Source organism: Pseudomonas sp. PDM26, from assembly GCF_019219185.1.
In the GTDB taxonomy this organism is placed as follows: domain Bacteria; phylum Pseudomonadota; class Gammaproteobacteria; order Pseudomonadales; family Pseudomonadaceae; genus Aquipseudomonas.
The window spans coordinates 39205-63734 of record NZ_JAHUWC010000020.1 but is presented as its reverse complement, the minus strand read 5'-3'; the positions used below and the strand labels follow the sequence as shown (position 1 = coordinate 63734).

Annotated in this window: 25 protein-coding genes and 2 pseudogenes; 17 read left to right on the top strand and 10 right to left on the bottom strand. The window is 57.6% G+C overall.

Annotation, left to right across the window (positions count from 1 at the left end):
- Nucleotides 1-118: 118 nt before the first annotated feature.
- On the top strand, nt 119-766 hold the full coding sequence (locus KW849_RS29400) for a TetR/AcrR family transcriptional regulator (RefSeq protein ID WP_218433228.1): 648 nt from the start codon (nt 119-121) through the stop codon (nt 764-766).
- Nucleotides 767-958: 192 nt separating this feature from the next.
- A complete protein-coding gene (locus KW849_RS29395) occupies nt 959-1447 on the top strand; it encodes a GNAT family N-acetyltransferase (protein WP_218433226.1) in 489 nt (162 codons plus the stop codon).
- Between the two features lie 68 nt (nt 1448-1515).
- On the opposite strand, the gene KW849_RS29390 is transcribed toward KW849_RS29395, so the two are convergent.
- Nucleotides 1516-2232 carry a class I SAM-dependent methyltransferase gene (locus tag KW849_RS29390; RefSeq protein WP_218433224.1) on the bottom strand — a complete coding sequence of 239 codons (717 nt, stop codon included), beginning with the start codon at nt 2230-2232 and terminating at the stop codon, nt 1516-1518.
- 276 nt (nt 2233-2508) lie between these two features.
- Between KW849_RS29390 and dapF the strand changes: the two genes are divergently transcribed.
- Together dapF and KW849_RS29380 are read left to right on the top strand one after the other, a co-directional pair.
- Nucleotides 2509-3315 (top strand): diaminopimelate epimerase, encoded by an 807-nt coding sequence (dapF, locus tag KW849_RS29385; RefSeq protein ID WP_218433222.1) that lies wholly within the window; start codon nt 2509-2511, stop codon nt 3313-3315.
- Nucleotides 3316-3428: 113 nt separating this feature from the next.
- Nucleotides 3429-4169: a Mut7-C ubiquitin/RNAse domain-containing protein gene (locus KW849_RS29380; protein WP_218433220.1), complete on the top strand. Its 741-nt coding sequence runs from the start codon at nt 3429-3431 to the stop codon at nt 4167-4169.
- 7 nt (nt 4170-4176) lie between these two features.
- On the opposite strand, the pseudogene KW849_RS31600 reads toward KW849_RS29380, so the two are convergent.
- The 3 genes and pseudogenes from KW849_RS31600 to KW849_RS29370 form a co-directional block, all read right to left on the bottom strand.
- Nucleotides 4177-4284 (bottom strand): annotated as a pseudogene (locus tag KW849_RS31600) (histidine/lysine/arginine/ornithine ABC transporter ATP-binding protein); the annotation flags it as partial.
- Between the two features lie 43 nt (nt 4285-4327).
- Complete coding sequence (locus tag KW849_RS29375) at nt 4328-5116, bottom strand: ABC transporter substrate-binding protein (protein ID WP_218433210.1); 789 nt, start codon at nt 5114-5116, stop codon at nt 4328-4330.
- Between the two features lie 59 nt (nt 5117-5175).
- On the bottom strand, nt 5176-6345 hold the full coding sequence (locus KW849_RS29370) for a M20 aminoacylase family protein (protein ID WP_218433196.1): 1170 nt from the start codon (nt 6343-6345) through the stop codon (nt 5176-5178).
- 96 nt (nt 6346-6441) lie between these two features.
- Here KW849_RS29370 and KW849_RS29365 point away from each other — a divergent pair, with 96 nt between their 5' ends.
- The 3 genes from KW849_RS29365 to KW849_RS29355 all read left to right on the top strand — a co-directional run bounded on the left by KW849_RS29365 (nt 6442) and on the right by KW849_RS29355 (nt 8866).
- Nucleotides 6442-7431, top strand: coding sequence for a LysR substrate-binding domain-containing protein (locus KW849_RS29365; protein WP_371319192.1), 990 nt, complete (start codon nt 6442-6444; stop codon nt 7429-7431).
- Nucleotides 7432-7797: 366 nt separating this feature from the next.
- On the top strand, nt 7798-8328 hold the full coding sequence (locus KW849_RS29360) for a DUF2867 domain-containing protein (RefSeq protein WP_218433192.1): 531 nt from the start codon (nt 7798-7800) through the stop codon (nt 8326-8328).
- A gap of 148 nt (nt 8329-8476) precedes the next feature.
- Nucleotides 8477-8866, top strand: coding sequence for a hypothetical protein (locus tag KW849_RS29355; protein ID WP_218433191.1), 390 nt, complete (start codon nt 8477-8479; stop codon nt 8864-8866).
- Nucleotides 8867-9125: 259 nt separating this feature from the next.
- On the opposite strand, the gene KW849_RS29350 is transcribed toward KW849_RS29355, so the two are convergent.
- Nucleotides 9126-10406, bottom strand: coding sequence for an HAD family hydrolase (locus tag KW849_RS29350; protein ID WP_218433189.1), 1281 nt, complete (start codon nt 10404-10406; stop codon nt 9126-9128).
- Between the two features lie 264 nt (nt 10407-10670).
- Here KW849_RS29350 and KW849_RS29345 point away from each other — a divergent pair, with 264 nt between their 5' ends.
- The 3 genes from KW849_RS29345 to KW849_RS31915 all read left to right on the top strand — a co-directional run bounded on the left by KW849_RS29345 (nt 10671) and on the right by KW849_RS31915 (nt 12630).
- Complete coding sequence (locus tag KW849_RS29345) at nt 10671-11441, top strand: DeoR/GlpR family DNA-binding transcription regulator (protein ID WP_218433187.1); 771 nt, start codon at nt 10671-10673, stop codon at nt 11439-11441.
- Nucleotides 11442-11733: 292 nt separating this feature from the next.
- Complete coding sequence (locus tag KW849_RS29340; RefSeq protein WP_218433185.1) at nt 11734-12159, top strand: N-acetyltransferase; 426 nt, start codon at nt 11734-11736, stop codon at nt 12157-12159.
- Nucleotides 12160-12369: 210 nt separating this feature from the next.
- Nucleotides 12370-12630: a helix-turn-helix domain-containing protein gene (locus KW849_RS31915; RefSeq protein ID WP_371319191.1), complete on the top strand. Its 261-nt coding sequence runs from the start codon at nt 12370-12372 to the stop codon at nt 12628-12630.
- Here the strand turns inward: KW849_RS31915 and KW849_RS29330 are convergent.
- Nucleotides 12606-13511 carry a hypothetical protein gene (locus KW849_RS29330; protein ID WP_218433175.1) on the bottom strand — a complete coding sequence of 302 codons (906 nt, stop codon included), beginning with the start codon at nt 13509-13511 and terminating at the stop codon, nt 12606-12608. The genes KW849_RS31915 and KW849_RS29330 overlap by 25 nt on opposite strands.
- Before the next feature lie 335 nt (nt 13512-13846).
- Nucleotides 13847-14740, bottom strand: a complete 894-nt coding sequence (locus tag KW849_RS29325) for a LysR family transcriptional regulator (protein WP_218433173.1) — start codon at nt 14738-14740, stop codon at nt 13847-13849.
- Between the two features lie 94 nt (nt 14741-14834).
- On the opposite strand from KW849_RS29325, the gene KW849_RS29320 reads away from it, so the two are divergent.
- Nucleotides 14835-16001: an MFS transporter gene (locus tag KW849_RS29320; protein WP_218433171.1), complete on the top strand. Its 1167-nt coding sequence runs from the start codon at nt 14835-14837 to the stop codon at nt 15999-16001.
- 217 nt (nt 16002-16218) lie between these two features.
- On the opposite strand, the pseudogene KW849_RS29315 reads toward KW849_RS29320, so the two are convergent.
- Nucleotides 16219-16827: pseudogene (locus KW849_RS29315) on the bottom strand (EamA family transporter); the annotation flags it as partial.
- Nucleotides 16828-17162: 335 nt separating this feature from the next.
- Nucleotides 17163-17693: an Lrp/AsnC family transcriptional regulator gene (locus KW849_RS29310; protein WP_256357437.1), complete on the bottom strand. Its 531-nt coding sequence runs from the start codon at nt 17691-17693 to the stop codon at nt 17163-17165.
- A 196-nt stretch (nt 17694-17889) separates the two neighbouring features.
- On the opposite strand from KW849_RS29310, the gene KW849_RS29305 reads away from it, so the two are divergent.
- Nucleotides 17890-19278, top strand: coding sequence for an amino acid permease (locus KW849_RS29305; protein ID WP_305729740.1), 1389 nt, complete (start codon nt 17890-17892; stop codon nt 19276-19278).
- 492 nt (nt 19279-19770) lie between these two features.
- Here KW849_RS29305 and KW849_RS29300 read toward each other — a convergent pair whose 3' ends face one another.
- On the bottom strand, nt 19771-20046 hold the full coding sequence (locus tag KW849_RS29300; RefSeq protein ID WP_218433162.1) for a DUF2798 domain-containing protein: 276 nt from the start codon (nt 20044-20046) through the stop codon (nt 19771-19773).
- A 131-nt stretch (nt 20047-20177) separates the two neighbouring features.
- Between KW849_RS29300 and KW849_RS29295 the strand changes: the two genes are divergently transcribed.
- From KW849_RS29295 to KW849_RS29275, 5 genes are all read left to right on the top strand, one after another.
- Nucleotides 20178-21119, top strand: coding sequence for a LysR family transcriptional regulator (locus tag KW849_RS29295; RefSeq protein ID WP_218433160.1), 942 nt, complete (start codon nt 20178-20180; stop codon nt 21117-21119).
- Between the two features lie 193 nt (nt 21120-21312).
- Entirely contained in the window at nt 21313-22188 is an 876-nt protein-coding gene (locus tag KW849_RS29290) for a MurR/RpiR family transcriptional regulator (protein ID WP_218433157.1), read from the top strand.
- Between the two features lie 13 nt (nt 22189-22201).
- Complete coding sequence (locus tag KW849_RS29285) at nt 22202-22957, top strand: transporter substrate-binding domain-containing protein (protein ID WP_218433154.1); 756 nt, start codon at nt 22202-22204, stop codon at nt 22955-22957.
- Between the two features lie 113 nt (nt 22958-23070).
- Nucleotides 23071-23790: an ABC transporter permease gene (locus tag KW849_RS29280; RefSeq protein WP_218433145.1), complete on the top strand. Its 720-nt coding sequence runs from the start codon at nt 23071-23073 to the stop codon at nt 23788-23790.
- Nucleotides 23787-24497, top strand: coding sequence for an ABC transporter permease (locus KW849_RS29275; RefSeq protein WP_218433142.1), 711 nt, complete (start codon nt 23787-23789; stop codon nt 24495-24497). The genes KW849_RS29280 and KW849_RS29275 overlap by 4 nt, the downstream gene beginning before the upstream one ends.
- The last annotated feature ends 33 nt before the right edge of the window (nt 24498-24530 follow it).

The following is a 24530-nucleotide window of genomic DNA, read 5'->3' as shown; positions in this document are numbered from 1 at the left end:
TGAGTGGGGACTTAGACTTAAATACTGATCGATACAAATGTTGAGGGTAGGCAGCGATCGTTGTCAACGACTTATGTATCGATTAGTATTTATCTCGTCATCCAGAGGAGCCTTTGAAATGGCGCAAATGGGCCGCCCCCGCACCTTCGACCGCGACCACGCCGTGGAACAGGCCTTGCACCTGTTTTGGCAACACGGCTATGACGCCACCTCCCTCGCTCAATTGAAAGCAGGACTGGGCGGCGGGATTTCCGCGCCTAGTTTTTACGCGGCGTTCGGTTCCAAGGAAGCGTTGTTTGATGAGTGTGTGCAGCGTTACCTGGCGACCTTCGCTCAGGTAACCGAATGCCTGTGGGACGAGAGCCTGCCGCCACGCCAGGCCATTGAAACCGCACTGCGCCAGTCGGCGCGCATGCAGTGTGAAGACAGCCATCCGAAGGGCTGCATGGTGGCCCTCGGTGTGATGAGCGCGCCCAGCCCGGAGAATGCGCGGGTGGTCGATGCCCTGACCCGATCTCGCGCCCGCACTCGCGCTGGGATTTTGGCGTGCGTTGAGCGGGGTATCAGTGCCGGTCAGTTGCCGGGCAATATTCACGCGCCCGCGATGGCGACGGTGTTCGACAGTTTCCTGCAGGGTATTTCCATCCTTGCTCGGGATAACACTCAGCATAAGGTCATTGATGCGGCCATTACCCAGATACTGCTGACGTGGGACCTTGCGGCCTCTACCGTGCCACCACATATCGCACCGGCTAAAAGAGACTGATTGATTTAACCGGTGAGCGATGTGTGGGAAGCCAAGGTTTGTGCCGCGTGGCTATTGCAAAATTTTCTTTCTGACCGCTTCGCTCAATGGGCAAAAAAACGGCCATTTGCGCACATGCCATTGCTCTCCATCACCCTGCGCCAGCCTTGGGACTCAGCTAAAGTACTGATTCATGGAGCTTAGAGACGAGCAATGAAACTGAACCACAGGCCACTGAAGGCTAGCGACGTTAAAATGATCTGCGGCTTTCCTCAGAACGCTCAAGAGTTGTTTTTCATGTTTCCGAAGGCGCACTTCCCGCTAACGGAAACGCAGTTGATTACCGCGATCTCCCAACGCTTCGACTCTACCGTCGTGGAGATCAATGGGACTGTCGTTGGGTTTGCCAATTTCTATCGAGCGCAACGCAATGGCGTTTGCTGTATCGGCAATGTCATCGTCTCGCCGAGCGCTCGGGGCGAAGGAGTGGCGACGTTTATCGTAGAGACGATGACCGACTTGGCATTCGAGCGTTACGGAGCCAGCGAGGTGCAGATTTCCTGCTTCAACGAAAACACGGCAGGGCTGCTGCTCTACCCCAGGCTCGGGTTTGTGCCTTATGCCATTGAGGAGCGACCTTCTTTGGGAAACGGCCGATCGGCCCTCATACACATGACGCGCAGCAGAGTCTCGACAGGTTGAATACACAGTCGATTGCTACCCTGGATGACAAGTAGAAATCGGCCAAAAGCGGACTGTCGCGTCCAGACTTAAACCATTTTGCACGTCAACCAAGCCCCCCAGAACAGGCTGCTGAAGAAACGGGTAGCGTCCCCGAATCCGGCGTCGTGTAACAGTTTTTGAACCGCCGCCTCAGAATGTGGAGGGTCAGCGCCTCGGAGGATTTTCCCCAGCTTGACCTTCACTTCATCCGGGCTGGCTCCATGCTGCCGCCACCGTTGCCCCCAAGCAGCAAGCAATAGCGGTTGGCTGGCATAAGCGTACTGATTCCCCGCGACAATCAGCGGCGCGCCCGGCTTTAGATGAGCCCGAATGGATCGTAAAACTTGTCGTTTGGCATCATCTCCATCGAGATGATGCAGTACACCGATCAAGGTAGCTGCGTCATATGATTGGTCTGCTGCCAGGTCTTCAACATGCCCAAGATGCATGTCCGTTCTTTCACGCAAGTTGTTTGCCTCTAACTGCTGCTTCGCTGTCTCCAGCATTGGCTCGGATGGATCAACGGCAGTGAAGCGCCAACCGGGCTCCAGCGTTGCCATCGCAATAATTTCCTGCGCCGTGCCGCCAGCGCCAACTACCAGTATCTTCGCCGAATTTGTATTGCCGAGGCTTGCCGCCAGCATGCACGCAACAAGATCGTGGCAGGCGTCATATCCTGCTAATGCGATACGGCTCTGTCGTCCGTATTCATTGGCCCGTTTGGTATCAAATTTTTCAGCTGAGTTGAGAGGTGATGATTTCAAGGCGGTTCTCCATGTCCTTGAATCAAGCTATGTCATATACGGCGATAATAAAAATTCATTAATTTTATTAACTGCATTCCTATGTGGAATACAACTCCCAATCGGAGTTTGCCTTGGCATAGTCAGCTTCACGCCCTGAGGAAGTCAGTCAACCTAAATCAAGACTCTTGAGGAGCGATGACCCACGCTTCCACACAGCTTGCAAAAACCATGCGAATGGGGATAGATCGACTTTAAACATCAACTCATCCAATTTCTCATCGCCAGGGTCAATTCATGCCGCTGAGGTTTCATAAAATGCACGCCAATGGCGATGACTTCGTTATCGTGGACTCGCGTAACTCATCCAATCCAATGACAGACGGCATGGCTCGGCGAATGGGTGACCGGAACCGGGGAGTCGGGTTCAATCAACTCGCGGTGGTGCTCGATGACGATGATGCAGATGCGCGCTTGATGTTCTGGAATGCAGATGGCTCCGCGCTGGACGTTTGTGGCAGCGCGACACGAGGTGCTGCGGATTTGTTGATGCGCGAATCAAATACCAAGTCGATATCGCTGCGAACCAACCGGGGCCTGCTCACTTGCGAACGGACCTCAACCGGCGCAATTTCCGTCGACATGGGAGTACCACTTTTCGACTGGTCGGATATTCCTCTGGCTCTGGAAATGGATACTGTTGATTTACCACTTGCGGGTAGCCCAACAGCTTGCAGCATGGGAAATCCGCACTGCACCTATTTTGTGGATGATCTTACAGCTGTGGACATAGCGACAATCGGGCCGACCATAGAAACCAACCCTCTTTTCCCCCTCAGGACGAACGTGCATTTCGTCCAGATCATTGACCGAAAGCACATTCGTTTGCGCATTTGGGAGCGCTGGGGAGCGATTCCGCTTGGTTCAGGTTCCTGCTCTTGTGGCGCTGCTGTAAACGGAATTCGTCGCGGCTTGTTAGACAATTGCGTTGAGGTTGAATGTGATGGCGGAACTGTAACGGTTCAATGGGATGGCGTGGGATCTGTCGTCCTGACCGGTCCGGTAGAGACGACTTTTTCGGGAATGATTTCGGGCGCCCTGTAACAAGCTTTGTAGTGGCTGAATCGTGATAAGCAGGTAAGACGATCACTCCCAAGCAAGATGGGTGATGTCCGTACCAGACTCGCACATCCCGCAGCCCTGCCATACTGTTGAGCATGACCCGTGCAACTTTCCGCTTCTATGAGGAGCTCAACGATTTCCTGCCGGCCGAACGGCGGCGGCAGTCCTTCACCTGCGAGTGCGCGCAAGGGGCGACGGTCAAGCACATGATCGAGGCGCTCGGAGTACCGCACACCGAGGTCGAGCTGGTGCTGCTCAACGGTGAGTCGGCGGGCTTCGAGCGGGTGATCCTCGACAGTGACCGGCTGGCGGTGTACCCCAAGTTCGAAACGCTGGACATCAGCCCGCTGCTCAAGGTTCGTGCGCAACCTTTACGGGTGCTGCGCTTCGTCGCTGATGCGCACCTTGGCGGGCTGGCCAGCCTGCTGCGCATGAGTGGCTTCGATACGCTCTACGACAATGGTTTCGAGGATGGCGAGATCGCCGAGATCGCTGCGCAGCAAGGACGCATCGTGCTGACCCGTGACCGCGAACTGCTCAAGCGGCGGATCATCAGCCACGGCTGTTACGTGCATGCCCTGAAACCGTCGCTGCAGCTGCGCGAATTGTACGAGCGCCTCGACCTGGCGCGTAGCGCGCGGCCATTTAGCCTGTGCCTTCATTGCAACCTGCCGCTGCACGAGATCAGCCCGGAACTGGCTCGGACGCTGGTACCGCCACGCATTGGCGTCCTCTATTCGCACTTCCTGCGCTGCGACGCCTGCCAACGGGTTTACTGGGAAGGTTCGCACTGGCGCGGCATGTGCGCATTTCTGGCACCGCTGCTGAACCGATAGCCGCGCGCATCGGGCACTCAATGATGTTTTCCGGCACAGTCATGTGGCTCCACAAATTCAAGTGCTGAAACACCATCGACAATCGGCTGCGCAGGCTCCGTAACTGCCTGGGGGTAGAGCGCTCGAACGAGCGCCCTGCTCAAGCTGACGACGACGCGTTACTGGGCGCCGTAAACGTCAAAATCGAAGTACTTGTTGTTGATCCGCGCGTAAGTGCCGTTGGCGAGAATGGTTGCCAGGGCTTTGTTCAAGTCTTCGCGCAATGCGACATCGTCCTTGCGCAGACCAAGACCATCACCAACGCCGAAGAAGCCCGGGTTATCCAGAGTGGCACCGGCAAATTCATAGTCACTACCCGCCGCGGTTTTCAAGAAGCCGTAACTGGCTTGAATGGAACCCTGCAACGAGGCATCAAGCCGCCCCACGACCAGGTCGGCGTACACCTGATCCTGATTTTGATAGGAAAGAACGTCCACGCCTTTGGCACCCCAAACCGCTTTGGCATAGGACTCCTGGGTCGAGCCCTGCTCCACACCAATGCGCTTGCCCTTGAGCGATTCGAGGGTCGGCTGTAATCCCGATCCACGTTTGGCCACTAACCGTGCCGGTGCATTGGACACCTTGTCGGTAAACGCAATCTGCCCCAGGCGTTTGGGTGTGATGGTCATCGAAGACGCCACCGCATCGAACTTGCGCGCCAGCAGTCCCGGGATCATCCCGTCCCAACTGCTTTCCACCCAGACGCATCGGGCTTTCAGTTCGGCGCACAGCGCCTCGGCGATGTCGACACCGAAGCCGGTCAGCGTGCCATCCTGGTTCTTGTATTCCAGTGGTGGATACGTCGGGTCCACCCCCAGCCTCAACACTTTGCCAGACCAGTCGGCCCCCCCCGCCAGGCTCGAGGCCGTCAGGAACACCAGGGAAACGGCTGCAATCATCTTGTTCATTTTTATTCCTCTTCAGGCCGCAGATTTTTTACAGGCACAACGGGCGAAAGTTCGCCATCTCAACACAGAAAACGTTCGACCAACTTGACCCAATAGCTCGCGCCCACCGGCAGGCAGCCGTCATTAAAGTCGTAGCCGGGATTGTGCAGCAGGCACCCGCCTTCCCCCTCGCCGTTGCCGATCACCAGATAGCTGCCGGGGCATTTTTCCAGGACAAAAGCAAAGTCCTCACTGGCCGTGAACGGTCGCAGGTCATCGATCAGGTGTTCCTCTCCCAGCCAGTCGCGGGCGACTCCATGGGCAAATGCTGTCTGTTCGGGATCGTTGATCAACACCGGATGGCAATGCTGGTAATCGATGTGGACCCGGGCGCCAAAACTCTCGGCCTGGCCCTTGACCAATTCAGTGATTCTGACCTCCAGCAAGTGGCGAATCTCGGGGGTCAGGGCGCGTACGCTCAGGCTCAGATCGGCGCTGGACGGGATGACATTCGAGGCACTCCCGGCATGCAGGGAGCCCACCGTGATAATCGCCATCTCCTGCGGGTCAACGTTGCGCGAGACGATGCTTTGCAGGGCCATCACGATCGAGGCAGCGACCACCACCGGGTCGATGGCTTTGTGCGGCACCGCACCATGGCCACCGTTACCGATGATTTTGATGTTAACCGTGTCGGCGGACGCCATGAACGGCCCGCTGTAAAAACCCAAATGCCCGACGGGATAACCCGGCACGTTATGCATGGCGAAGATCGCGTCACACGGAAACCGTTCGAGCAGCCCCTCCTCCAGCATTTTCCTGGCACCGCCCAGCCCTTCTTCCGCCGGTTGGAAAATCAGGTGCACGGTGCCGTTGAATGCCCGTGTCCGGGCCAGGTACTGACCGGCTGCCAGCAGGACTGCTGTATGACCGTCATGACCGCAGGCATGCATGACTCCGTCGATCCGGCTGGTATAAGGCAAACCGGAGGTTTCCTGTATCGGCAACGCATCCATGTCAGCGCGCAAGCCAATGGACCGACCTTCGCCATTTTTCAGGGTGGCGACGACCCCGGTCTTGCCCACCCCGGTGCTGACCTCAAAGCCCCACTGAGTCAAATACGCTGCCACCAGCTCACTGGTGGCGAACTCTTCAAAACCCAGTTCAGGGTGCGCGTGAATGCTGTGACGTATCGCGATCATTTCATCTTGCATCGCGGCAATACCAGGCAGGACCAGGCCGGCATTCATGGGTGTTCTCCTTCGACAGGGGCTGTGCAGTAGCGAAAGCGCTGTTGGGGTCGATCTTAGGGAACGGACGCTGGGCTGGGGAGGCGCAGTTTGGTTATGATGACAACCATTAGTTGTCACCAGGGTGAGCAGATGAAACTGCATCAATTGCAGGCGCTGATTGCCAGCGCCGAAACCGGCAGTATCCGCGCGGCCGCGCGTTCGCTGGAGATTTCCCAGGCCGCTGTGACCAAAGCACTGCGCGAGTTGGAAACCAGCCAGCAGCTACCGCTGTTTACCCGAACCGCCAGCGGTCTGAACTTCACCGAATACGGCAAAGTACTGCTGACTCACGCCCGGCTGGTGATCAAGCAACTGGAGCACGCACAGACCGAGCTTGATCACATGCGTGGGAAGGCTCAAGGCCGGCTCTGCGTCGGGATCACCCCATGGGTCGCCCTGACCTTCCTGCCCGAAGTCGTGCTGGCTTTTCGCGAACGTATGCCACACATCAAGCTGGAACTGTTCGAAAGCCTGATGGCCGTTGCCCAACCGCTGCTGCGCGACGGCAGCATGGACTTTGCGATTGGCCAACTCCATCCCACACAATCGACCCAGGAATTCGCCTGCGAAACCTTGCTCGATTACCAGACCTCGGTGCTGGTCCGCGAGGGTCACGCCCGACAGCATGCGCGATCGATCCACGAGTTACTGGAAGAAAACTGGACCCTGAACTACGCGCCGGACGGGCACGACGGGCTGATGCAGGAACTGTTCTGGAAACACGGCGCGCAGATTGATGAGAATCGAATCGTGCGTGCTCATTCACTGGCCATTTTGCAGATGATGGTCGAGCGGGCCGACATGTGCACCTGGGGGCCGTCCATCGTGAGCACAGCCCCGCCATTTCTGGGGCGTGTGGTAGCCCTGGGGCTGACCGAGCAGTTCGAGCCCCGACAGCTGAGCATCGTCACGCGCCGCAATGGCGCCCTGAGCAATCCGGCGGTCTGCTTCACCGAATGCCTGTTGCAGGTCATTCGGCGCCATGCGCGCTCAGCCAAAAAGGAAGACCGCGCGCTGTTTGAAACCTTACGGCTGCGGCTGTGAGGTGAGCCTACGGTTTTATGTCTGATACGTCAGGAGTCTTTGGGTCGAATCTGGCCGTAGGTACCGGCGCCAAGCGTTCACTACTGACTGATTTCTGCACGTGGCCAGAGGCGACTCTCGGCCAGGAGCGGACGGTGGACACAGTGATGGCAAATGGGTAGCGTTACCGATGCTGCTTTCGAGTCTAGAAGGCAACAGGGCTTACCGTCGCCCTTGTCGTGTTTCTCTCAGGGCGATGTCGCGTTTGCCCTAAGCTAGACAAGCACTGACAGGGCGACAAGGAGCGTTATACGACAGGCCATCGCAACAAGAAACATGACATGGCAAGTCGCCTAATTAGTAGTTAGATCTCAGGAGAGATCCCCGATGCCCAGAGAGTTCGAGCTCATTACGTCCGTGCCAGTCCCCTCGAGGTCCGGCATCTCCCACTTTTACAAGTCGATGAACCTAGCGGACGCTTTTGCGATTCGGCTCCCTGCGGGCACATCCAGCAATCCAGATTTGCTGGCTCGATTCATCTTTTCCCACCAGCCATCCTGGATCGGATGGCTCATGAAAGTCCGAGACACTATCGTTGCCTGTTTCGGTCTCAAGACAGCCAAACACTTGGCATCACTTGCTAATCGGATTGGAATCTTCAAGGTCTACAGCACGAACCAGACTGAAATCGTGTTGGGAGAGGACGACAAGCACCTCGACTTCCGGATATCGGTTCTGTGTTCTGGAGAGGCAGAGCCGGAAGGCAGTCACCAACTCGTTGTTTCAACCGTGGTCCAGTGCCACAACCGTCTAGGCCGGGCCTACATCTTCGTCATTGCCCCATTTCACCGCTTGGTTGTTAAGGCCAGCCTCCTGCGTGCAGCGCGCGTCGGTTGGCCTCTGGCTACCTGCCCCTAAGGCTGAGAACGCTGTGTGCCCCTCTGAAGTTTAACCCTTCCATCGAGAGGCTTGTTCCGGCAAGCCCTGGCAAGCTTCTCAAGTCAAACGTCAGGCCTCCAGGATTCATTCGCTCCATCTGCCGTACATCACTAAAGGAAAGGAAAATATGTCCAGGTCTGCGTTCAGCGCCAAGGCCTTCGCCATCTATTTGTTCGTCGTTGGTGCCGTGTTAGTCGTAGCGCCGAACTTCTTGCTGTCGATCTTTCGGATTCCACCAACCTCCGAGGTCTGGATTCACGTGGTTGGCGTTATCGCGTTCAATTTTGGCATCTACGCATGGGTCGCAGCCAAGCACGAAAACAGGCCATTTCTGGAAGCGTCGGTGTACACGCGCTTCGTCGTCTTCGTGGCCTTCACTACCTTCGCTGTCGTTGGCCTCGCCAGTCCAATGATCGTTCTCTTCGCAGTAGCGGATCTTTTTGGAGGCATATGGACCTACTTCGCACTGAAAGCCGATGCTCAGTCGATCAGGCCAATCCTGACGGACCAGCACTGAGGCCTAACTCTTCCATCGAGCGGTTGAATCCACAGTCGATTGCAGCCCTTCATGACAGGCAACAATCGGCCGAAAGCGGCCTGTGGGACGCGCCTCGAAAACCTGGGGCAACCCACAATTTTGACTCGATACTACTTACAGACTCACTCGGGCCGGCAGCGGTACCGATTTTCCGACGCAGAATCATCATTCCCGCAGATACAAGGCGAGTTGCACTGCGGCTCGCGGATGGCCGCCGGCCACCCGCGAGCCAGTGCCATCAAGCCAGCAGCTTAAGCTCGTCTTTACCGTACTTGAGCGATTTCTCGTCTGGAATCATCAGGCCGGTGTGCTCGTCGCGCCCCTGCAGGACGAAGCGGGCGTCCGGCTTGCCCAGTTGGGTAGCGGCCTGCTGGCTGTCGGCGCCGATCTCGCCCTTCTTCATACGGTTGACGATCACCCCCACCGCCGTATCGTTGAAGTCGCGCAGCATCCAGGCATCGCCATCGCTGTCGCCAGCCACCAACACCGGGCCATAGCCCTTCTGTTTAACCAGCACGTTCTTGATGCCGACGGTCTTGCCCGGACCGTAATTGAAGTGCCAGTCTGGCTGATAGCGAGTGGTGTACTTGCCGTCTTCCATCGCCATGCGCAGGCCGATCACGTTCTCAGGCGGCACGCCGTATCCGTAATGAGGATTGCCCGCGAACACGCGTACCACATCGTCGATCGAGGCGGTGCTGACATAGACGTCGATGCCGTTGGCGCGCAGCGTGTGCATCAGGCCACGAATCTCCTCATGGATACGAATGCCATGGAAGTGGGTATCGGCCACCACCCCGGCCCTGCCCGGTAATGTGCGCGAACTCTCGTACTTGACCTTGCGCAGCGCGTCGCCGATGGCGTAGTTGTTGGAAGCCTCGGCCATCGCCTGCAACTCAGCCGTGGTCATGTTCTTGTAGAAATACAGAATCCACTTGTAGCCGATCTCCACGGGGTAACTGTCGCAGATCGCGTCGTACATGAAGTAGAGCTTGGCGAGAAAATCCTTGTACTGCTCGCTGGCCTGGATCTCTTCCAGACTCTTGTCGCCAGCGAGCCCCTTGTAGTTGGCGTGCAACCAGCGGTAATCCGCTTCCACATCGCTGGCGATGTCTTCCATCTTGACCGGCTTGCCGTCCACCGTGGTGTAGTCCTTCATGAACGCGCCGTTCGGCACGTCCTGACGCACCACAACAGCGAACTCATCAGGCGTCAGCTTGTACTGCAAATGATTGATCTGGTAGACCAGCAGCGCTTCTTCACAGTCGTTCATGATGCAGGTGTTGTCCCAGTCGAACACCGCGTATGGGCGCTGGTCAGGACGGTAGGACGCGCTTTTGACGCCGTGCTCATCGATCACCGCTTGCAGACGCTTTTGGTTAAGCGGCGACCAGCGCGCTGGGTCCAGCGCACTCGGTGTGGCCGCAGGCGTGGCGGCTTGCGTTATACGGGATGACAACAACAGCGCAGAGACGACGGAAACGGTGGCGAGGGTGTTCAGAAACTGGCGACGCTGCATGGCATAGCTCCTACTTCTAGACGAGAGGTTACAACCGAGGCGATGGCGAAAGCGTGTTTCGAAATACGAACGAGGGGAAGAGCCCGTCCGGCCACGAGGCTAGCTCCAAATACACAAAAAAACAATATTGCCTCAATATTGCACAAATATGACGCGCAGACCGTGTCAGCTCAATGATTCTGGGGCCGCGCCAAACTTGACAGCGACTGACGCCCCTCCACAATGCGTGCTCGGACAGCGACTCGAACAGCAGGGACACCCGGTATGTGGCAAGAAGAGCGTTACCAGCGGATCCGCGCACTGCTATCGACCTTGCAGCGCGTCACCACCGACCGCATCGTCACGGAGCTGAATGTTTCTCGCGAGACTGTGCGGCGCGACCTGGTCGCTCTGGAAGAACAGGGAGAGTTGAAGCGGATACACGGCGGCGCCATCCGCGTTGAGGACGAAGCGCCCATCACCGAGCGGGCGCAAAGCAACGTCAAGTTCAAGCGTGACCTCGCGCGCGCCGCGGTCAGTCTGCTGTCACATGGGCAGACAGTGTTCATCGACGCGGGCACCACCACCGTCATCCTTGCCGAAGAGTTGGCCAAGCTGGGAGGGCTGACCGTGATCACCAACTCGTTCAACGTGGCACTGCAACTGCGCAACCCCGCCGCGTCGGGCGGTCGGCACAACGAGGTGCTCGTACTGGGCGGTTCACTCGACGATCGTGCGCCGGCGACGGTCGGCAGCACCACGGTGGCGGAAATTGCCCGCTATCGGGCCGACCTGGCGCTGTTGTCGCCGGTCGGCATCGACGCCCAGCGCGGTGCCAGCAACTACGACCACCGCGAAGCCGAAGTGGCACGCGCCATGGCCGACAATGCCGAAGGCGTAGTCATCCTCGCCGATTACAGCAAGATTGGCGTGGAGAGCCGCGTCGCTTTCTGCCCGCCAGAACGCATCGACGTGCTCATCACCAACCACAAGGCCAGTACCGAAGCGGCGTTCGCCGCACTGAACGCCAAACTGAAACGTATTGTCCTGGTGTAGCGGTGGTTTGGCGGTTGCAACAGGCATTGACGCAGCGTGATGCTCAAGTGCATCGCAACCGGGTAGATCTTGCACGATGCGACTCTCGGCGCTGGCAAACTGACCGTAACTGTATTGGCTGCGATCGCCTGCAATGGGTCGATTTCCGTCGGTCGTGAGAGGCAGAGATCGACCAAGAGCAGCCATCCAGCCCATCAAAAACCGGACGATTGATGCATTTGCTGATTCACCATGGGGTGACAGAAATGGGCTACCTTGTTGCCCCAGTTACTCATAGCTCAGGGAGAGCACCATGTCTGTAGAAATTCAGCTTTCGGAAAACGCGACTGAAGAAGAGCGGTTAGGAATTTTGACCCCTTTGCTGGCCCATAATCTGGCCAACGGTGGGGACGACGCCCATGAAACATTTGCCCTGTTGCTACGAGACCCTGACAGCAATGAAGTTATCGGCGGGCTGTACGGCAAGGTCTCATATCGATGGCTGCTCATCGATCTTGTCAGCGTTCCCGAGTCGATGCGTGGCCAAGGTATCGGAGAGCGGCTAATGCGCATGGCCGAAGAGGTCGCCCAGAAAAAGAACTGCACTGGTATCTGGCTGGAGACCTTCAGCTTTCAGGCACCCGGCTTTTATCAAAAGCTTGGCTATTCCGAATTCGGACGCCTGGCAGACTATCCACCGGGACATACCCGGCTCTATTACCAGAAGTCATTGCGCTGACAGCAATTTGGATCTTGGCCCGATAGCTGCGTCGTAGCAGGCAGCAAACGGCCGACTCTGTTGAAACAGTCGGTGCGCCCTATGACTTTCGCTGGAGACGGTTAAGCCCCGAACCTTTCGAAGTGGTCATGGTGCTGCTGGGCCTGTCGCTATTCGACGAGGCACTGCAGGACGTCTTCGGGGCAAACGCCGCACACGCCACACTTCGGGGTGTGTCCGGCTTCGAGAATCCGCAGCTGGTCGCATTGCTGCAATGCCCGCGCAAAGAAGCCGAACGGCCCGTGGCCAGCCGCCTGTTCGTTCAAGGCGTTGCGGCGCTCATTGCGCGAAACACAACTGAGCGCGGTCACTGTCGCCAATGAAGTCGGCTACTCCAACCCCAGTCACTTCGCCCATGTATTTCGCAAGCACACCGGTCTTTCCCCAAGCGACTACCGGCGCCAGCGTCAGGGCTCTGCTGGCCGCAGATAGGGCTCGATAAAGCCGCAGCCAAGGATCTCGTTCAGGCGTTGCGCATCGCTCATTCGGCGAAACAGTCCAATAGTCTTCCACGGCGCGTGACCATCGACATTGGGCGCTCCCAATCCGGCCAACAGGTCGGCGATCAGTATTGATCGGGTCTCGAAAGAGATGCGTGTCAGCCCGGTGCTATTGCCGACGCCGGCATGGGCATGAGCCCCGGAAAAGGCGATCAGGCTCCCCGGAGCGATATCGACGGCAATCCCCTCCTGCGGGCCGATCGCTTCCAGCAGATGCGGAATGGCTTCGTCGGCATCCACGGCATTGCGGCCGTCTCGATGGGATCGCTGCAAAATGGCGCGCATATCGAAATCTGCGCTCGAATTACCCAGCGGTCGCTGCCATAGGCCTGGATACAAGGCGACGGTACGCCCTGCCGCGATGGGATAGATGGGCGCCCACCAGTTGGTTTGTGCATAGATATTCGACCCCCAGGTATCGCGGTGAAACGCAATGGTGGCCGTCGTGCGGGCACGCGGCGTCGACTGCCCTGGCTCGCAATGCGGCTGAAAACGCAAATGCAGGCGATCGCACGCCAGGGTATCGGGGGCGATGCCAAGGCTTTGCACGACGTCCTGCCAGCGCTGCTGGACCTCAGCCGAGCCTGCGAAGTCGTTCTGGATTTTCGCAAAGCGCTCAATCTGCTCAGGGTGGCTCAAATGGCGATGGATCTGTTGCGGCGACCAGGGATGCAGCGCGTCTTCGAGGAACGCACGCGTATATTCCACCAGCGCCGTCATGGACTGCAGGTCAGTGAAGCGAATGATCTCGCCAGCATAGATCCGGTCATGCAATTGGCGAGCGGTGCTCGGTATGGCAAGCGAGCTGTACATGACTGGAAGTCCCCTGAAGGTGCGCCCCTGACTTTAGATCCAAGCCGATTGTGGCGAAAGTGGCAGGTGGGGCGAAAAAACGCGGATCAGGCCCTGGGGACGTGAACAACAGGCGACCTTCAAGCCATGAATCGGGCGCTTATGGCAGTTCTTGGCAGGCAGTTAACGGCCAAAAGCGGTCTTTCACGACGGCCATTTAAGACGTGCGGACGACCCATCAATGCCAGAGCTCACGATTGTTCCAGTAAGGCAAACCACCTATTGATAGTGCACCCAAAAATGTTTTGGTCACTTCAACATCACGAGTACCCGGAAATATCAGCTTACGCCTCCGCTTAGATCCGGTGATGTTCCAGCAAGAAGTCCACGAACAATCGCACCCGCGCCGGCATTGCCGCCCCGCCGACGAACACCGCATGAATCGGTTCCTGGTCCCCGGGGTTCCAGGCTTCCAACAGCGGAATCAGGTCGCCGCGCTGCAGATCCTCGCTCACGCTGAACTCACCGATACGTGCAATGCCGGCACCTGCTCGCGCGAGTTGTGCCAGCGCTTCACCACTGCTGCATTCGATGTTGCCGCTGACCTTTAGGGAAAACTCTTTTCCATCGCGGATGAACGGCCAGTTGGGTTCGGCACGCCGGAAGTTGAAGCGCAAGCAGTTGTGCTGTAGCAGGTCTTCCGGTTCCTGGGGGATGCCGTGGCGCTGCAGATACTCGGGCGATGCCACCACTACCTGGCCGGTGTCGCCGATCCTGCGCGCGGTCAGCGGGCTGTCGGGCAGATGGCCAAAGCGGACCGCGACGTCGGCCTGCCCGCCGAGAATGTCGACCACTTCGTCGCCGAGGGTGAGGTCGACGACGATGTTCGGGTAACGGGCGCTGAATGCTGCGACCAAGGGAACGATGGCCAGCCGCCCATGGCCAAGGGCGGCACTGACCCGCAATCGCCCCCTGGGTACGCCCTGGTCGGCGATGGCTTCTTCGACCTCGTCCATGTCGGCCAGGATACGCCGGGCGCCGCGCAGGAACGCTTCGCCCTCGGCAGTGAAGGTGATCGCTCGGGTGGTGCGCAACAGCAGGCGGGTGCCAAGACGTTGCTCGGTACGCGCGATGATCCGACTGACTGCCGAGGGTGTCAGGCCCAGTGCACGCGCGGCGGCCGACAGGCTGCCTTCCTGCGCCACGGTGGTGAACACGCTCATTTCACCTGACCTGCCGTTGAAATCCACTTGTGCCTCCTGCGCAAAGGTGATTACCAAAAATGCTATCTACCGCCTGAAAAAACTGGATCGTAGCATTGGCGGCATAGATAAGGAGCCTTCCATGCGTATCAATCCACCACTTGTCGCGCTCGCCATCGGTGCCTTTGGCATCGGCGTAACAGAATTCGCCCCCATGGGCATGTTGCCGGGTATCGCTGCGGATCTGGGCGTTTCCATTCCCGCCGCCGGTTTGCTGGTCAGTGCTTATGCGCTGGGCGTATTGCTCGGCGCACCGCTGATGACCCTGACCACCGGCAGGATTCCCCGGCGCTATCTGCTGATCGGGCTCATGGCGATTTTCACCCTGGGTAATCTGATGTCAGCCCTGGCCACCGATTACTACAGCCTCATGGTCGCCAGGGTGGTGACCTCACTGAACCATGGTGCATTTTTTGGCGTTGGCTCCATCGTCGCCGCCAGCGTGGTCGCCCCGGAGAAACGTGCCGGGGCGGTTGCGGCGATGTTCATGGGCCAGACCCTGGCGACCATCGGCGGTGTGCCGCTGGCCGCCTGGTTTGGTGAACTGTTCGGTTGGCGCACCGCTTTCTGGGGAATTACCGGCCTCGGCGTGGTGACCATGGCCGCGTTGTGGTTCGCCCTGCCTAACCTGAAGACGCCGCAAAGCGTCGGTGTAATGGCCGAAATTCGGGTACTGGGGCGTGGTCCGGTGCTGGGCGCGTTGGCCCTGACCGTAGTCGGATCAAGCGCAATGTTTACCGTCTTCACCTACATCGCGCCGATCCTCAGCAGCGAGACCAATAGTTCCACCGCCTACATCACCGCCATGCTGGTGCTTTTTGGTGTGGGGTTGACGCTGGGCAATATATGGGGCGGCAAGGCCGCCGACCGCTCGATAGATCGCACCTTGATCGTCTCGCTAAGCGTTCTGATTCTCGTCTTGCTGGCGTTCACCCTGCTGATGCGTTGGACGGTGCCGGCTGCTCTGGCCATCCTGATATGGGGTATCGCCAGTTTCGCCCTGGTGCCGCCGCTACAGATGCGCGTCATGGAAGCAGCGAAGGACGCGCCCAATCTTGCCTCTGCGGTGAACATTGGCGCCTTCAATTTTGGCAACGCGATTGGCGCAGCGCTGGGCGGAGCGGTGATCAACGCTGGTCTGGGTTATCCGGCGATTTCCCTGGCCGGAGCGGCGATGGCTGCTCTGGGGCTGCTGATGGTGTTGGCTTATGCCTGGCGTTCCAGAACGATTGAAGCAGCAGTGGTGTGACGAAGATGGGGGGGAGTGGTTCGTTACCATCGATGAGTGGCGGCAAGTAGTAGAATTGCTGCCCTTGGCGAGGGGCGGCAATCGGTCAATTTTAGCCATTGCTGACCGGCAGCTTCACGCCCTGAGGAAGTCAGTCAACCTAAATCGAGGTTCTTCAGGAGCGGTGAACCACGCTTCCTCAAGGCATTCAAATAGGTGGTTTCATCGTAGAGCGTCCTGGTCTGCCAGCACCGATACAGAATCCGAATCCACTTAAACGCGAGTGCACGTACAGCAGCCGGGTGAGGTGCAGCCCCCCGGACACGCCCATCTGCTTCATGGCAACCGAAAAGGCCCCATAACCGCAGCCGGCCATGGAGGCTAGCGCAGCGCCTTGCAGGGTAAAGCCCTGTTGCAGGTCGGCGCCAAAGATCACCGCGATCCCGGCGATGGCCAGTGCGGCGCCCACGGTCGCGTTCGCGGTGATGGCATCCTTGAGGAAAATGCGCCCCAGGATGATCGAAGAAATCGAGGCACTGGCCATCAGCACCACCACTACACCTGCCGCAGCGTAATGCCGATAGGCGGACGTTTCGAAGTGAAACAGCACGAAGATGCCAAGGAAGGCGCAGATTGCCGCCTGAGTCCATTTGGCCGTAGACGCCGGGCGCTTGAGGAAAAGCAACAGGATCGAAAGTAGCAGGCAACCCAGCAGGGTCTTGATGACGGCCACACTGCTGGCAGTGAAGCCATTACTCATGAGTACTTTGCTGAGTACACCGATCGTTGCGTTCAGTGCCGCGGCGCAGAGTGCAAACATGACGCCTTTGCTGAAACTGGATTGCATTGATGACGCTCCCTGTCGTTGCTTTGTCGTTAGATAGAATGCCGGCCCATATCGAAGGCGCCAGGTTCGAGGATACAAAGATCCCGCCAAACCCGTAATGCTGTTCAGTTAAGGAAATTGTAGGAGCGAGCTTGCTCCGGGCGGCGTTCCGACGATGGACTCAAGAGCGCCGCGTTTAGCCAGTAAATACGCGTTATCGTTAACGACCATCGCGAGCAATCGAGCGTCGACCGGCTGCTCCTACAGAGGACCACATTCGCTTAAGTGAACAGCATTACCGCCAAACCCGGCATTGATTGTGTGACTCGTCCTGAACAAGGGGCAAGTCCAGGCACTTACAGTGGCAAGGTATTGCAGTGCTTGATCTCCTTGAGCGAAAACCCGGTGTACATTTCCTTGATATTGCCGAGCGTACGTATGCGATGCATGGCGAGTTCATGGAATGCCTCCATGTCTTTGACGACTACCTGCAAGAGGTAGTCGTATTTCCCCGACACTTTGTGACAGGCAATAATGTTGGGCAGCGCCAGAACGCCCGCTTCGAAATGCTCCATGGCGTCCTCGGAGTGACTATCGAGGGTGACGCTGATGAAAGCAAAAAGTCCCAGCCCCATGGTCTTTGGGTTCAAGTGCGCGTGATACCCGACAATCACCTCCTCTTCCAGGCGCTTCAGGCGCTTCCAGCAGGCTGGCGCTGACAGGCAGACACGAACGGCGATCTCGGCGTTCGTCAGGCGACCATTCATTTGCAGAATTTCCAGAATTGAACGATCAACCTTATCCATTTCCGCCATGTGTTCTCTCCCTTTAACAATGAGTACGCGGTAGGGCAATTGGCCCCATCCCGCAGGTCCTTGATCAAGCATCCATTTCCAGGAACGACAAATATTAGAAAGGAAATTACATAAAGAACACATTTTGGATAATTAACGTCTGAAAAATAATTAAATACAGATCCGTTTCGAAAGCTAATTTTCGAGGCACTGAAATACAATTTCTTGTCATTTCCGACACCCAAGCCACTGGCTCTGACAATAAAAACAAGTAACAACGGAGGCAATATTGAGCATATTCAGAACAAAAGACCTGGACGCAATGATTGCTGCGGCCCGAGCTCCTGCCGGGTTGAAAAAAGTGCTGGGGCCGATGGATCTGGTCCTGATTGGTATCGGTGCAATCGTGGGGACGGGCATTTTTGTATTGACCGGAACCGGCGCATTGACTGCGGGACCGGCCCTCACGGTTTCATTCCTGTTAGCGGCGTTGGCCTGTGCATTTGCAGCGCTCTGTTATGCCGAGTTCGCCTCATCTGTACCGGTAGCAGGCTCGATTTACACCTACAGCTACGCGACGCTGGGAGAGTTGGTGGCCTGGATGATCGGCTGGGATCTGATGCTCGAATACGGACTGGCCAGTTCGGCTGTGTCTGTTGGGTGGTCGGGTTACTTCCAGTCCCTGCTGAGCGGATTTGGGTTGAGTCTTCCGGTTGTGCTTACGGCGGCTCCAGGTTCTTTGCCCGGTGTGGAAACCTGGTTCAACCTACCCGCGCTGGTGATTATGCTGGCAATTACCTGGATGCTTTCCATGGGCATCAAGGAGTCCGCGCGCGTAAACAACGTGATGGTGATCATCAAGATCGCCGTGGTGCTGCTCTTCATCGCCGTTGGTGCGCGACATGTTCAGCCAGCTAACTGGCAACCTTTCGCGCCCTTCGGTGGCCAAGGCATTTTGAGTGCTTCGGCCTTGGTTTTTTTTGCTTTTATTGGTTTCGATGCGGTTTCCTCTGCCGCCGAAGAAGTGAGAAAACCGGCGCGTGACCTCCCTATCGGCATTATCGGTTCCTTGGCCGTTTGTGCGGTGTTGTACGTTGCCGTTTCAATGATCATGACCGGCATCGTGCCCTACGCCCAATTCCTTGGCGTTGATCATCCAGTCTCATTGGCGTTGCAATATGCCGGTGAAAGCTGGGTTGCCGGGTTCGTTGATTTAGGCGCAATCGTTGGCATGACGACTGTCATCCTGGTTATGGCGTACGGTCAAACCAGGATCATCTACGCGATGTCGCGCGACGGCCTGCTTCCCCAGCGCCTTTCCAGGGTTCATCCACGATTCGGCACACCCTTTTTCGCCACCTGGATGGTCGGAATAGTCTTCGGGCTGATCTCGGCACTGATTCCGCTGAACGTCCTCGCCGAGTTGATCAATATCGGTACGTTGGCCGCATTCAGTCTGATCTCGGTGGCAGTGATCGTATTGCGCAAGACCCGACCCGATCTCCCTCGCGCATTCAGATGCCCGGGCGTGCCCGTTGTTCCGTTGCTCGCCATCGCGTTCTGCGTAACCTTGATGACCTTCCTCAAGCAGACGACCTGGCTGGTATTTGGGGCGTGGTTGGCAATTGGCCTGGTGATCTACTTCGCCTATGCGAGGCGCCGCTCTTTGTTGCATTAATCCGGCATTTCGTCAGGTCTCTTTGGCGTGTCAATCAACCTCCAATAGTTTTCAGGTGCGAAACTGCATTCCAGTTGCGCACCTGATTGCATTCGCCTGGCAATCCTCACCTCTTTTATCCTGCTTTTTTTCAAAGCGAACAGAACTTGCTATCAAGACTCGCTGCCAGGGCGAACAGCCTCTACGATCAGTCGTGAGATCAGACGCAACGGTGGCCAAGGATGCTGGGCTAATCGAGCTGATCAGACTGCCCGGGACCGCGCACATCGACCTAAGGTCTGCAAACTTGTTGAGAACCGAGCGGTGGCGCAAATTGTTGCAGACAAGCTTCAATTGCAGTGGTCACCGGAACAAATTGCCGGTTGGCTGAAGCGTACCTACGATTCAGTAGCCGCGTACCTGGCCGCTGCTCAAGCGCGGCAACATGCTTGGCCACCATCTGCGGCGGCTTTTCCACAATACCCCATCAAATTGGCCACCGAGCGGCGGCCCTTAACGATGTGGGTGTACAGTCAAAGACACCAGTTTGAGCACAATGGGGCGAACGACGAGTATGCACAGAAATGCCACTGGCATAGCCAATTTATAGGCGTGCAGCGCATTACTTAGGTAATCAATCTCAATACCGGAATTTGCCGCAGTGATCACGAGTGACATCAAGAGCGCCATGATTGTGGCCATATACAGTGCAAAAACATAAGGAGTAGCGCGAGCCGAGAGCTTACGTTGGTTGAAAAATAGAGCTTTAGAGGATGCTTTTGGATTCATATCAGACCTTTTTGATCTTCGATTGATAGGTGATGAACACCATAACAAGATCAAAAATCAGCAACTAGACGGCTAGCAGTGGTTGCTTTATAAAGAAAATCTTATGAATAACTCTTCTCGCTGGGCCAAGGATGAACCTGTTAGGGGCGATTGCCAGCTTTATCAAAGTGGTTGAAGCGGGCTCCATCGTGGGCGCGGCCAAAACCCTGGGCGTCAGTGCGGCAGCCGTTAGCCAGACCATAAACCGCTTGGAAACCCACCTGGGCACGCGCCTTCTCCAGCGCACCACACGCAGCATGGCGTTAACCGAAAGTGGCGCGGTGTACTACGAAAAAGTGAAACGCATAGCGCGTGATCTCGAATCGGCGCAAAGCGCGATCACCAACGCACAGACTCAACTGCAAGGGCGACTGTGCATTGCTTCTACCTCCGCTTTCGGGCGGCATGTGTTGGCACCACTGATCGCCGGCTTCGCTGCACGTTACCCACGCCTGATACTTGAACTCTCAACCACAGATCGCAAAATCAATCATATTCAAGAAGGCATTGATCTGAGCCTGCGGATCAAACCACAACTGGAAGAGGGGATCGTCGCTCGCAAGATCGTTTCAATCCCTTTTATCATCTGCGCGTCGCCCACCTATTTGGAACGAGTCGGCTGGCCACGCTCCCCTGAAGAACTCCAACACCATGCCTGTCTAGCGTTTCGCTACCCGCTAGACGGACGCTTTCTACGTTGGGGTTTTATCCAGGACGGGCAACGATACGACGCTACTCTCAATGCGACCGCAATCAGCGACGATATTGACGCGCTAGCCCAGATGGCCATCCGCGGCGCGGGAATAACCCGTTTGGCAGAGTTCGTGGCGGCGCCCTATATCGAAAGTGGCCAACTCGTCCCTCTGTTTGAACATCGCCACGCATCAACTTATGCCTACGCTGAACCGCTCGATATTTATGTATGCGTCCAGGAGCGCGCCGCTATCACACCCAAGGTCAAAGCTTTTATGGATTATTTGACTGAGCATCTGGAAATGCGCTGGCCGATGGAAAATACCTTTACGGCGTCCTGATACGGTGCTTTGCCGCCGTCATAAATTCAATGGTCGAGCTTTGCCTGGGGCATCCTGAACCTCCAACCGAGTTGTCGATGCTGCGCACCAGAGTGACGACCATCGGCAGTGACAGTTATCTGTCATGTATTGACTTCGTGACAGAAAACACGCATTTTCTTTCGTAAGCGCTGAAAAACAACAGGAAGCAGCCTTGAGCCAGCCCATCAAACAACGCCTTGAAAGCAGTCTTTCAACCGCCGCCGCCTCAGGCCGGGTGATTGCCAACTATATGCTGGCCAACCTCTATGAACTGCCGTTCCAGACTGCCGCTGATATTGCCGCGAAATTGAACGTCAGTGAGTCCAGTGTGGGGCGCTTCTGTCGCTCCCTTGGATATAGCCACTTCAAAGACCTGAAAAACGACCTCAAGGTCGACCTGGGCGAAGGCCCATGGCTGGTGGGCGATCGCTTGCAGGAGTTTCGCCATCAAGCCAGCCAGGGCCCGCAAGGCCTGCCGCGCAGCTTCGAGTTGGAAGTCGCGGCCCTGGTCAAGGTTTACGAATATAGCCTCACCCCGACCTGGCACAACGTCAGCCAGCGCCTGGCCACCCGGCGCAAGGTGTTCGTCGCCGGGTTCCAGACAGAGCGTGGCATCGCAGCATCCATGGTGCATCTGCTGCAGTACCTGCGCGATGACACACACTGGGTCGACGGTGCCGCCGGGCATTACGCCGACGTGTTGCTCAGTGCCCCCGAAGACAGCGCGCTGGTGGTGTTCGAAGCCCGCCGCTATTCCCGTCACGCCCTGACCCTGTGCCGCAAGGCCCGCAGTGCCGGAATCCCTGTGACGCTGATCACCGACACCTTTTGCGACTGGGCCGAACAGAACGCCGATGAAGTGTTCCGCGTGCCCACCGAGTTCAACCTGTTCTGGGAATCGACAGCGGCGATGCTGTCGCTGGTCCACCTGCTGGTCAACGACGTCTGCAAACAGCTGGGGCCCGAGGTCGAAAAGCGTCTTGAAGCCATCGCGGCCTTACACAACGAGTTCGTTGGATACACATCGTCACCAAACTTAAAACAATAAAACGAGGTGCTGGATGAAACACGTCATTCGCTTTGCCGGTGTATGCGCAATGGTCCTGGCCGGGGCCACCAGCGCGCAGGCTGAAGTACTGAAGATTGCTACCGAAGGCGCTTACCCGCCGTTCAACTACGTTGACTCGGACAACAAGCTGCACGGTTTCGATGTGGATATCGCCAACGCGCTGTGCGAACGCATGAACGTGCAATGCAGCATCGTCGCCCAGGACTGGGAAGGGATTATCCCGGCGCTAATGGCGAAGAAATACGATGCGGTCGTGGCTTCGATGATCGCCACCGATGAGCGCAAGCAGAAAATCGATTTCACCCGGCACTACTACCGTACCCCCCTGTCCGTGGCGGTATCCAAGGACTCGAACATCACCGACGCCCAGACCGACTTCAAGGGCCGCACGGTCGGTGCCCAGTCATCCTCGACCCAGGCCATCTATGCCGAAGATCATTACGGCCCAGCCGGTGCCGACGTGAAGCTCTACCCTACCCTCGATGAAGCCAACAGCGACTTGGCGACTGGCCGGATCGACGGGGTGATTGCCGACAAATTCCCGCTGCTGGCCTGGGTCGACAGCGCTGGCAAGGACTGCTGCAAGATCATCGGCGACGTCAACGGCACCACCGCCGATGCCTCGATCGCAGTGCGCAAGGGTGATGATGTCCTGCGCGAGCGCTTCAACAAGGCGCTGGATGAAATCGTCGCCGACGGCACCTATAAGAAGATTTCCAGTCGCTACTTCGCCTTCGATATCTATTGATCCCCCGAGTCCTCAGGCGCGCCTGAGGGTCGTTACTTGCCGACATGCTGCACCGCACCCGCACACGGGTGCGGCGAGGGCGTGCGAGTTTAATTTACCGAGAGGGTTCGAGCATGTTCGAAAACCTGTCATTGCTATCCTTCGCCAGCGGCGGCTGGGGTTCAGCCTTGCTGGCCGGCGCTCTGGTGACCATTGTCCTGGCCCTGAGCTGCCTGCCGATTGGCCTGCCGCTGGGTCTGGGCCTGGCTTTGGCCTCCCGCTCCCGACGTCGCTGGCCGCGGGCCATGAGCACGGTGTTTGCCACCGTGTTCCGCGGACTGCCCGAGCTGCTGACCCTGCTTATAATCTATTACGGCTGCCAGATCGGTGCGCAGAAACTGTTGGCCGCGATGGGCTACGAAGCCGAAGTCGCGATCAGCCCCTTCGTCGCCGCGATGATCGCCTTCAGTCTGGTGTTCGCCGCGTTTTCCAGCCAGATCTGGCTGGGCGCCTTCAAAACCGTGGCCAAGGGCCAGTTCGAAGCTGCTGCCGCCCTTGGCCTGTCCCGACGCACAACCTTTATCAAGGTGGTACTGCCGCAATTGGTGCGCATTGCCTTGCCGGGCCTGTCGAATAACTGGCTGTCACTGCTCAAGGACACCTCGCTGGTGTCGACCATCTCCCTGGTCGACCTGATGCGCCAGACCAACCTGGCGGTCAGCGTCACCAAGGAACCGATGCTGTTCTACACCGTGGCGTGCTTTGGCTACCTGTTTTTCTCGGCCATTTCCGGCCGCCTGTTCCAGTTCCTGGAGCAGTATTTCAGCCGCCATCAACGGAGCGTTCGCCCATGAGCTTCGATGAATTGCAAAATCTGCTCCTCAGCCCTGACTTGTTGGAGCGTTACGGTCCCCGTTTCATCGAAGGTCTGTTGGTGACTGCCAAGCTGGTGGCTATTTCCTTCACCCTTGGCGCCCTGCTCGGTCTGCTGATCGCCCTGGGCCGGTTGTCGAGTAACCGCTTTATCAGCCGTTTTACCGGCGTCTACGTGTATTTCTTCCGCGGTTCGCCGCTGCTGGCACAGCTGTTCATGCTCTATTACGGCCTGGGTTCGTTCAAAGGCTTCTGGCAGGACGTGGGTTTGTGGTGGTTCTTCCGTGACGCCTGGTTCTGCACGCTGCTGGCCTTCACCCTGAACACCGCGGCCTATCAGGCCGAGATCTTGCGCGGCAGCATCCTGGCCGTGACCCAAGGCCAGCGCGAGGCCTCGAAAGCCCTCAGCCTGTCGCGCTGGACCACCTTTCGCAAAGTCATCCTGCCGCAATCGCTGCTGGTCGCCATTGGCCCGCTGGGCAATGAACTGATCCTGATGATCAAGGCCAGCGCCATTGCCTCGCTGGTGACCATCTACGACTTGATGGGGGTGACCAAGCTGGCCTTCTCGCGCAGTTTCGACTTCCAGATCTACCTCTGGGCCGCCGTGCTCTATCTGCTGATTGTGGAAGTCGTGCGGCGCAGCCTGAAAGCGCTCGAGGGCCGCCTCGGCCGTCACCTGCAGTAAACCAAATTGTTTCGGGCTGCCGTGCGCGCCCCT

Bases quoted from the DNA above. Each gene is read 5' to 3' on its own strand.
- KW849_RS29395 (WP_218433226.1), top strand. From the start codon at position 959: ATGAAACTGAACCACAGGCCACTGAAGGCTAGCGACGTTAAAATGATC.
- KW849_RS29285 (WP_218433154.1), top strand. From the start codon at position 22,202: ATGAAACACGTCATTCGCTTTGCCGGTGTATGCGCAATGGTCCTGGCC.
- KW849_RS29280 (WP_218433145.1), top strand. From the start codon at position 23,071: ATGTTCGAAAACCTGTCATTGCTATCCTTCGCCAGCGGCGGCTGGGGT.
- KW849_RS29330 (WP_218433175.1), bottom strand. From the start codon at position 13,511: ATGTACAGCTCGCTTGCCATACCGAGCACCGCTCGCCAATTGCATGAC.
- KW849_RS29345 (WP_218433187.1), top strand. From the start codon at position 10,671: ATGTGGCAAGAAGAGCGTTACCAGCGGATCCGCGCACTGCTATCGACC.
- KW849_RS29320 (WP_218433171.1), top strand. From the start codon at position 14,835: ATGCGTATCAATCCACCACTTGTCGCGCTCGCCATCGGTGCCTTTGGC.
- KW849_RS29295 (WP_218433160.1), top strand. From the start codon at position 20,178: ATGAACCTGTTAGGGGCGATTGCCAGCTTTATCAAAGTGGTTGAAGCG.
- KW849_RS29365 (WP_371319192.1), top strand. From the start codon at position 6,442: ATGATGACAACCATTAGTTGTCACCAGGGTGAGCAGATGAAACTGCAT.
- KW849_RS29355 (WP_218433191.1), top strand. From the start codon at position 8,477: ATGTCCAGGTCTGCGTTCAGCGCCAAGGCCTTCGCCATCTATTTGTTC.
- KW849_RS29275 (WP_218433142.1), top strand. From the start codon at position 23,787: ATGAGCTTCGATGAATTGCAAAATCTGCTCCTCAGCCCTGACTTGTTG.
- KW849_RS29350 (WP_218433189.1), bottom strand. From the start codon at position 10,406: ATGCAGCGTCGCCAGTTTCTGAACACCCTCGCCACCGTTTCCGTCGTC.
- KW849_RS29370 (WP_218433196.1), bottom strand. From the start codon at position 6,345: ATGAATGCCGGCCTGGTCCTGCCTGGTATTGCCGCGATGCAAGATGAA.
- KW849_RS29375 (WP_218433210.1), bottom strand. From the start codon at position 5,116: ATGAACAAGATGATTGCAGCCGTTTCCCTGGTGTTCCTGACGGCCTCG.
- KW849_RS29360 (WP_218433192.1), top strand. From the start codon at position 7,798: ATGCCCAGAGAGTTCGAGCTCATTACGTCCGTGCCAGTCCCCTCGAGG.
- KW849_RS29340 (WP_218433185.1), top strand. From the start codon at position 11,734: ATGTCTGTAGAAATTCAGCTTTCGGAAAACGCGACTGAAGAAGAGCGG.
- dapF (WP_218433222.1), top strand. From the start codon at position 2,509: ATGCCGCTGAGGTTTCATAAAATGCACGCCAATGGCGATGACTTCGTT.
- KW849_RS29400 (WP_218433228.1), top strand. From the start codon at position 119: ATGGCGCAAATGGGCCGCCCCCGCACCTTCGACCGCGACCACGCCGTG.
- KW849_RS29300 (WP_218433162.1), bottom strand. From the start codon at position 20,046: ATGAATCCAAAAGCATCCTCTAAAGCTCTATTTTTCAACCAACGTAAG.
- KW849_RS29310 (WP_256357437.1), bottom strand. From the start codon at position 17,693: ATGCTTGATCAAGGACCTGCGGGATGGGGCCAATTGCCCTACCGCGTA.
- KW849_RS29380 (WP_218433220.1), top strand. From the start codon at position 3,429: ATGACCCGTGCAACTTTCCGCTTCTATGAGGAGCTCAACGATTTCCTG.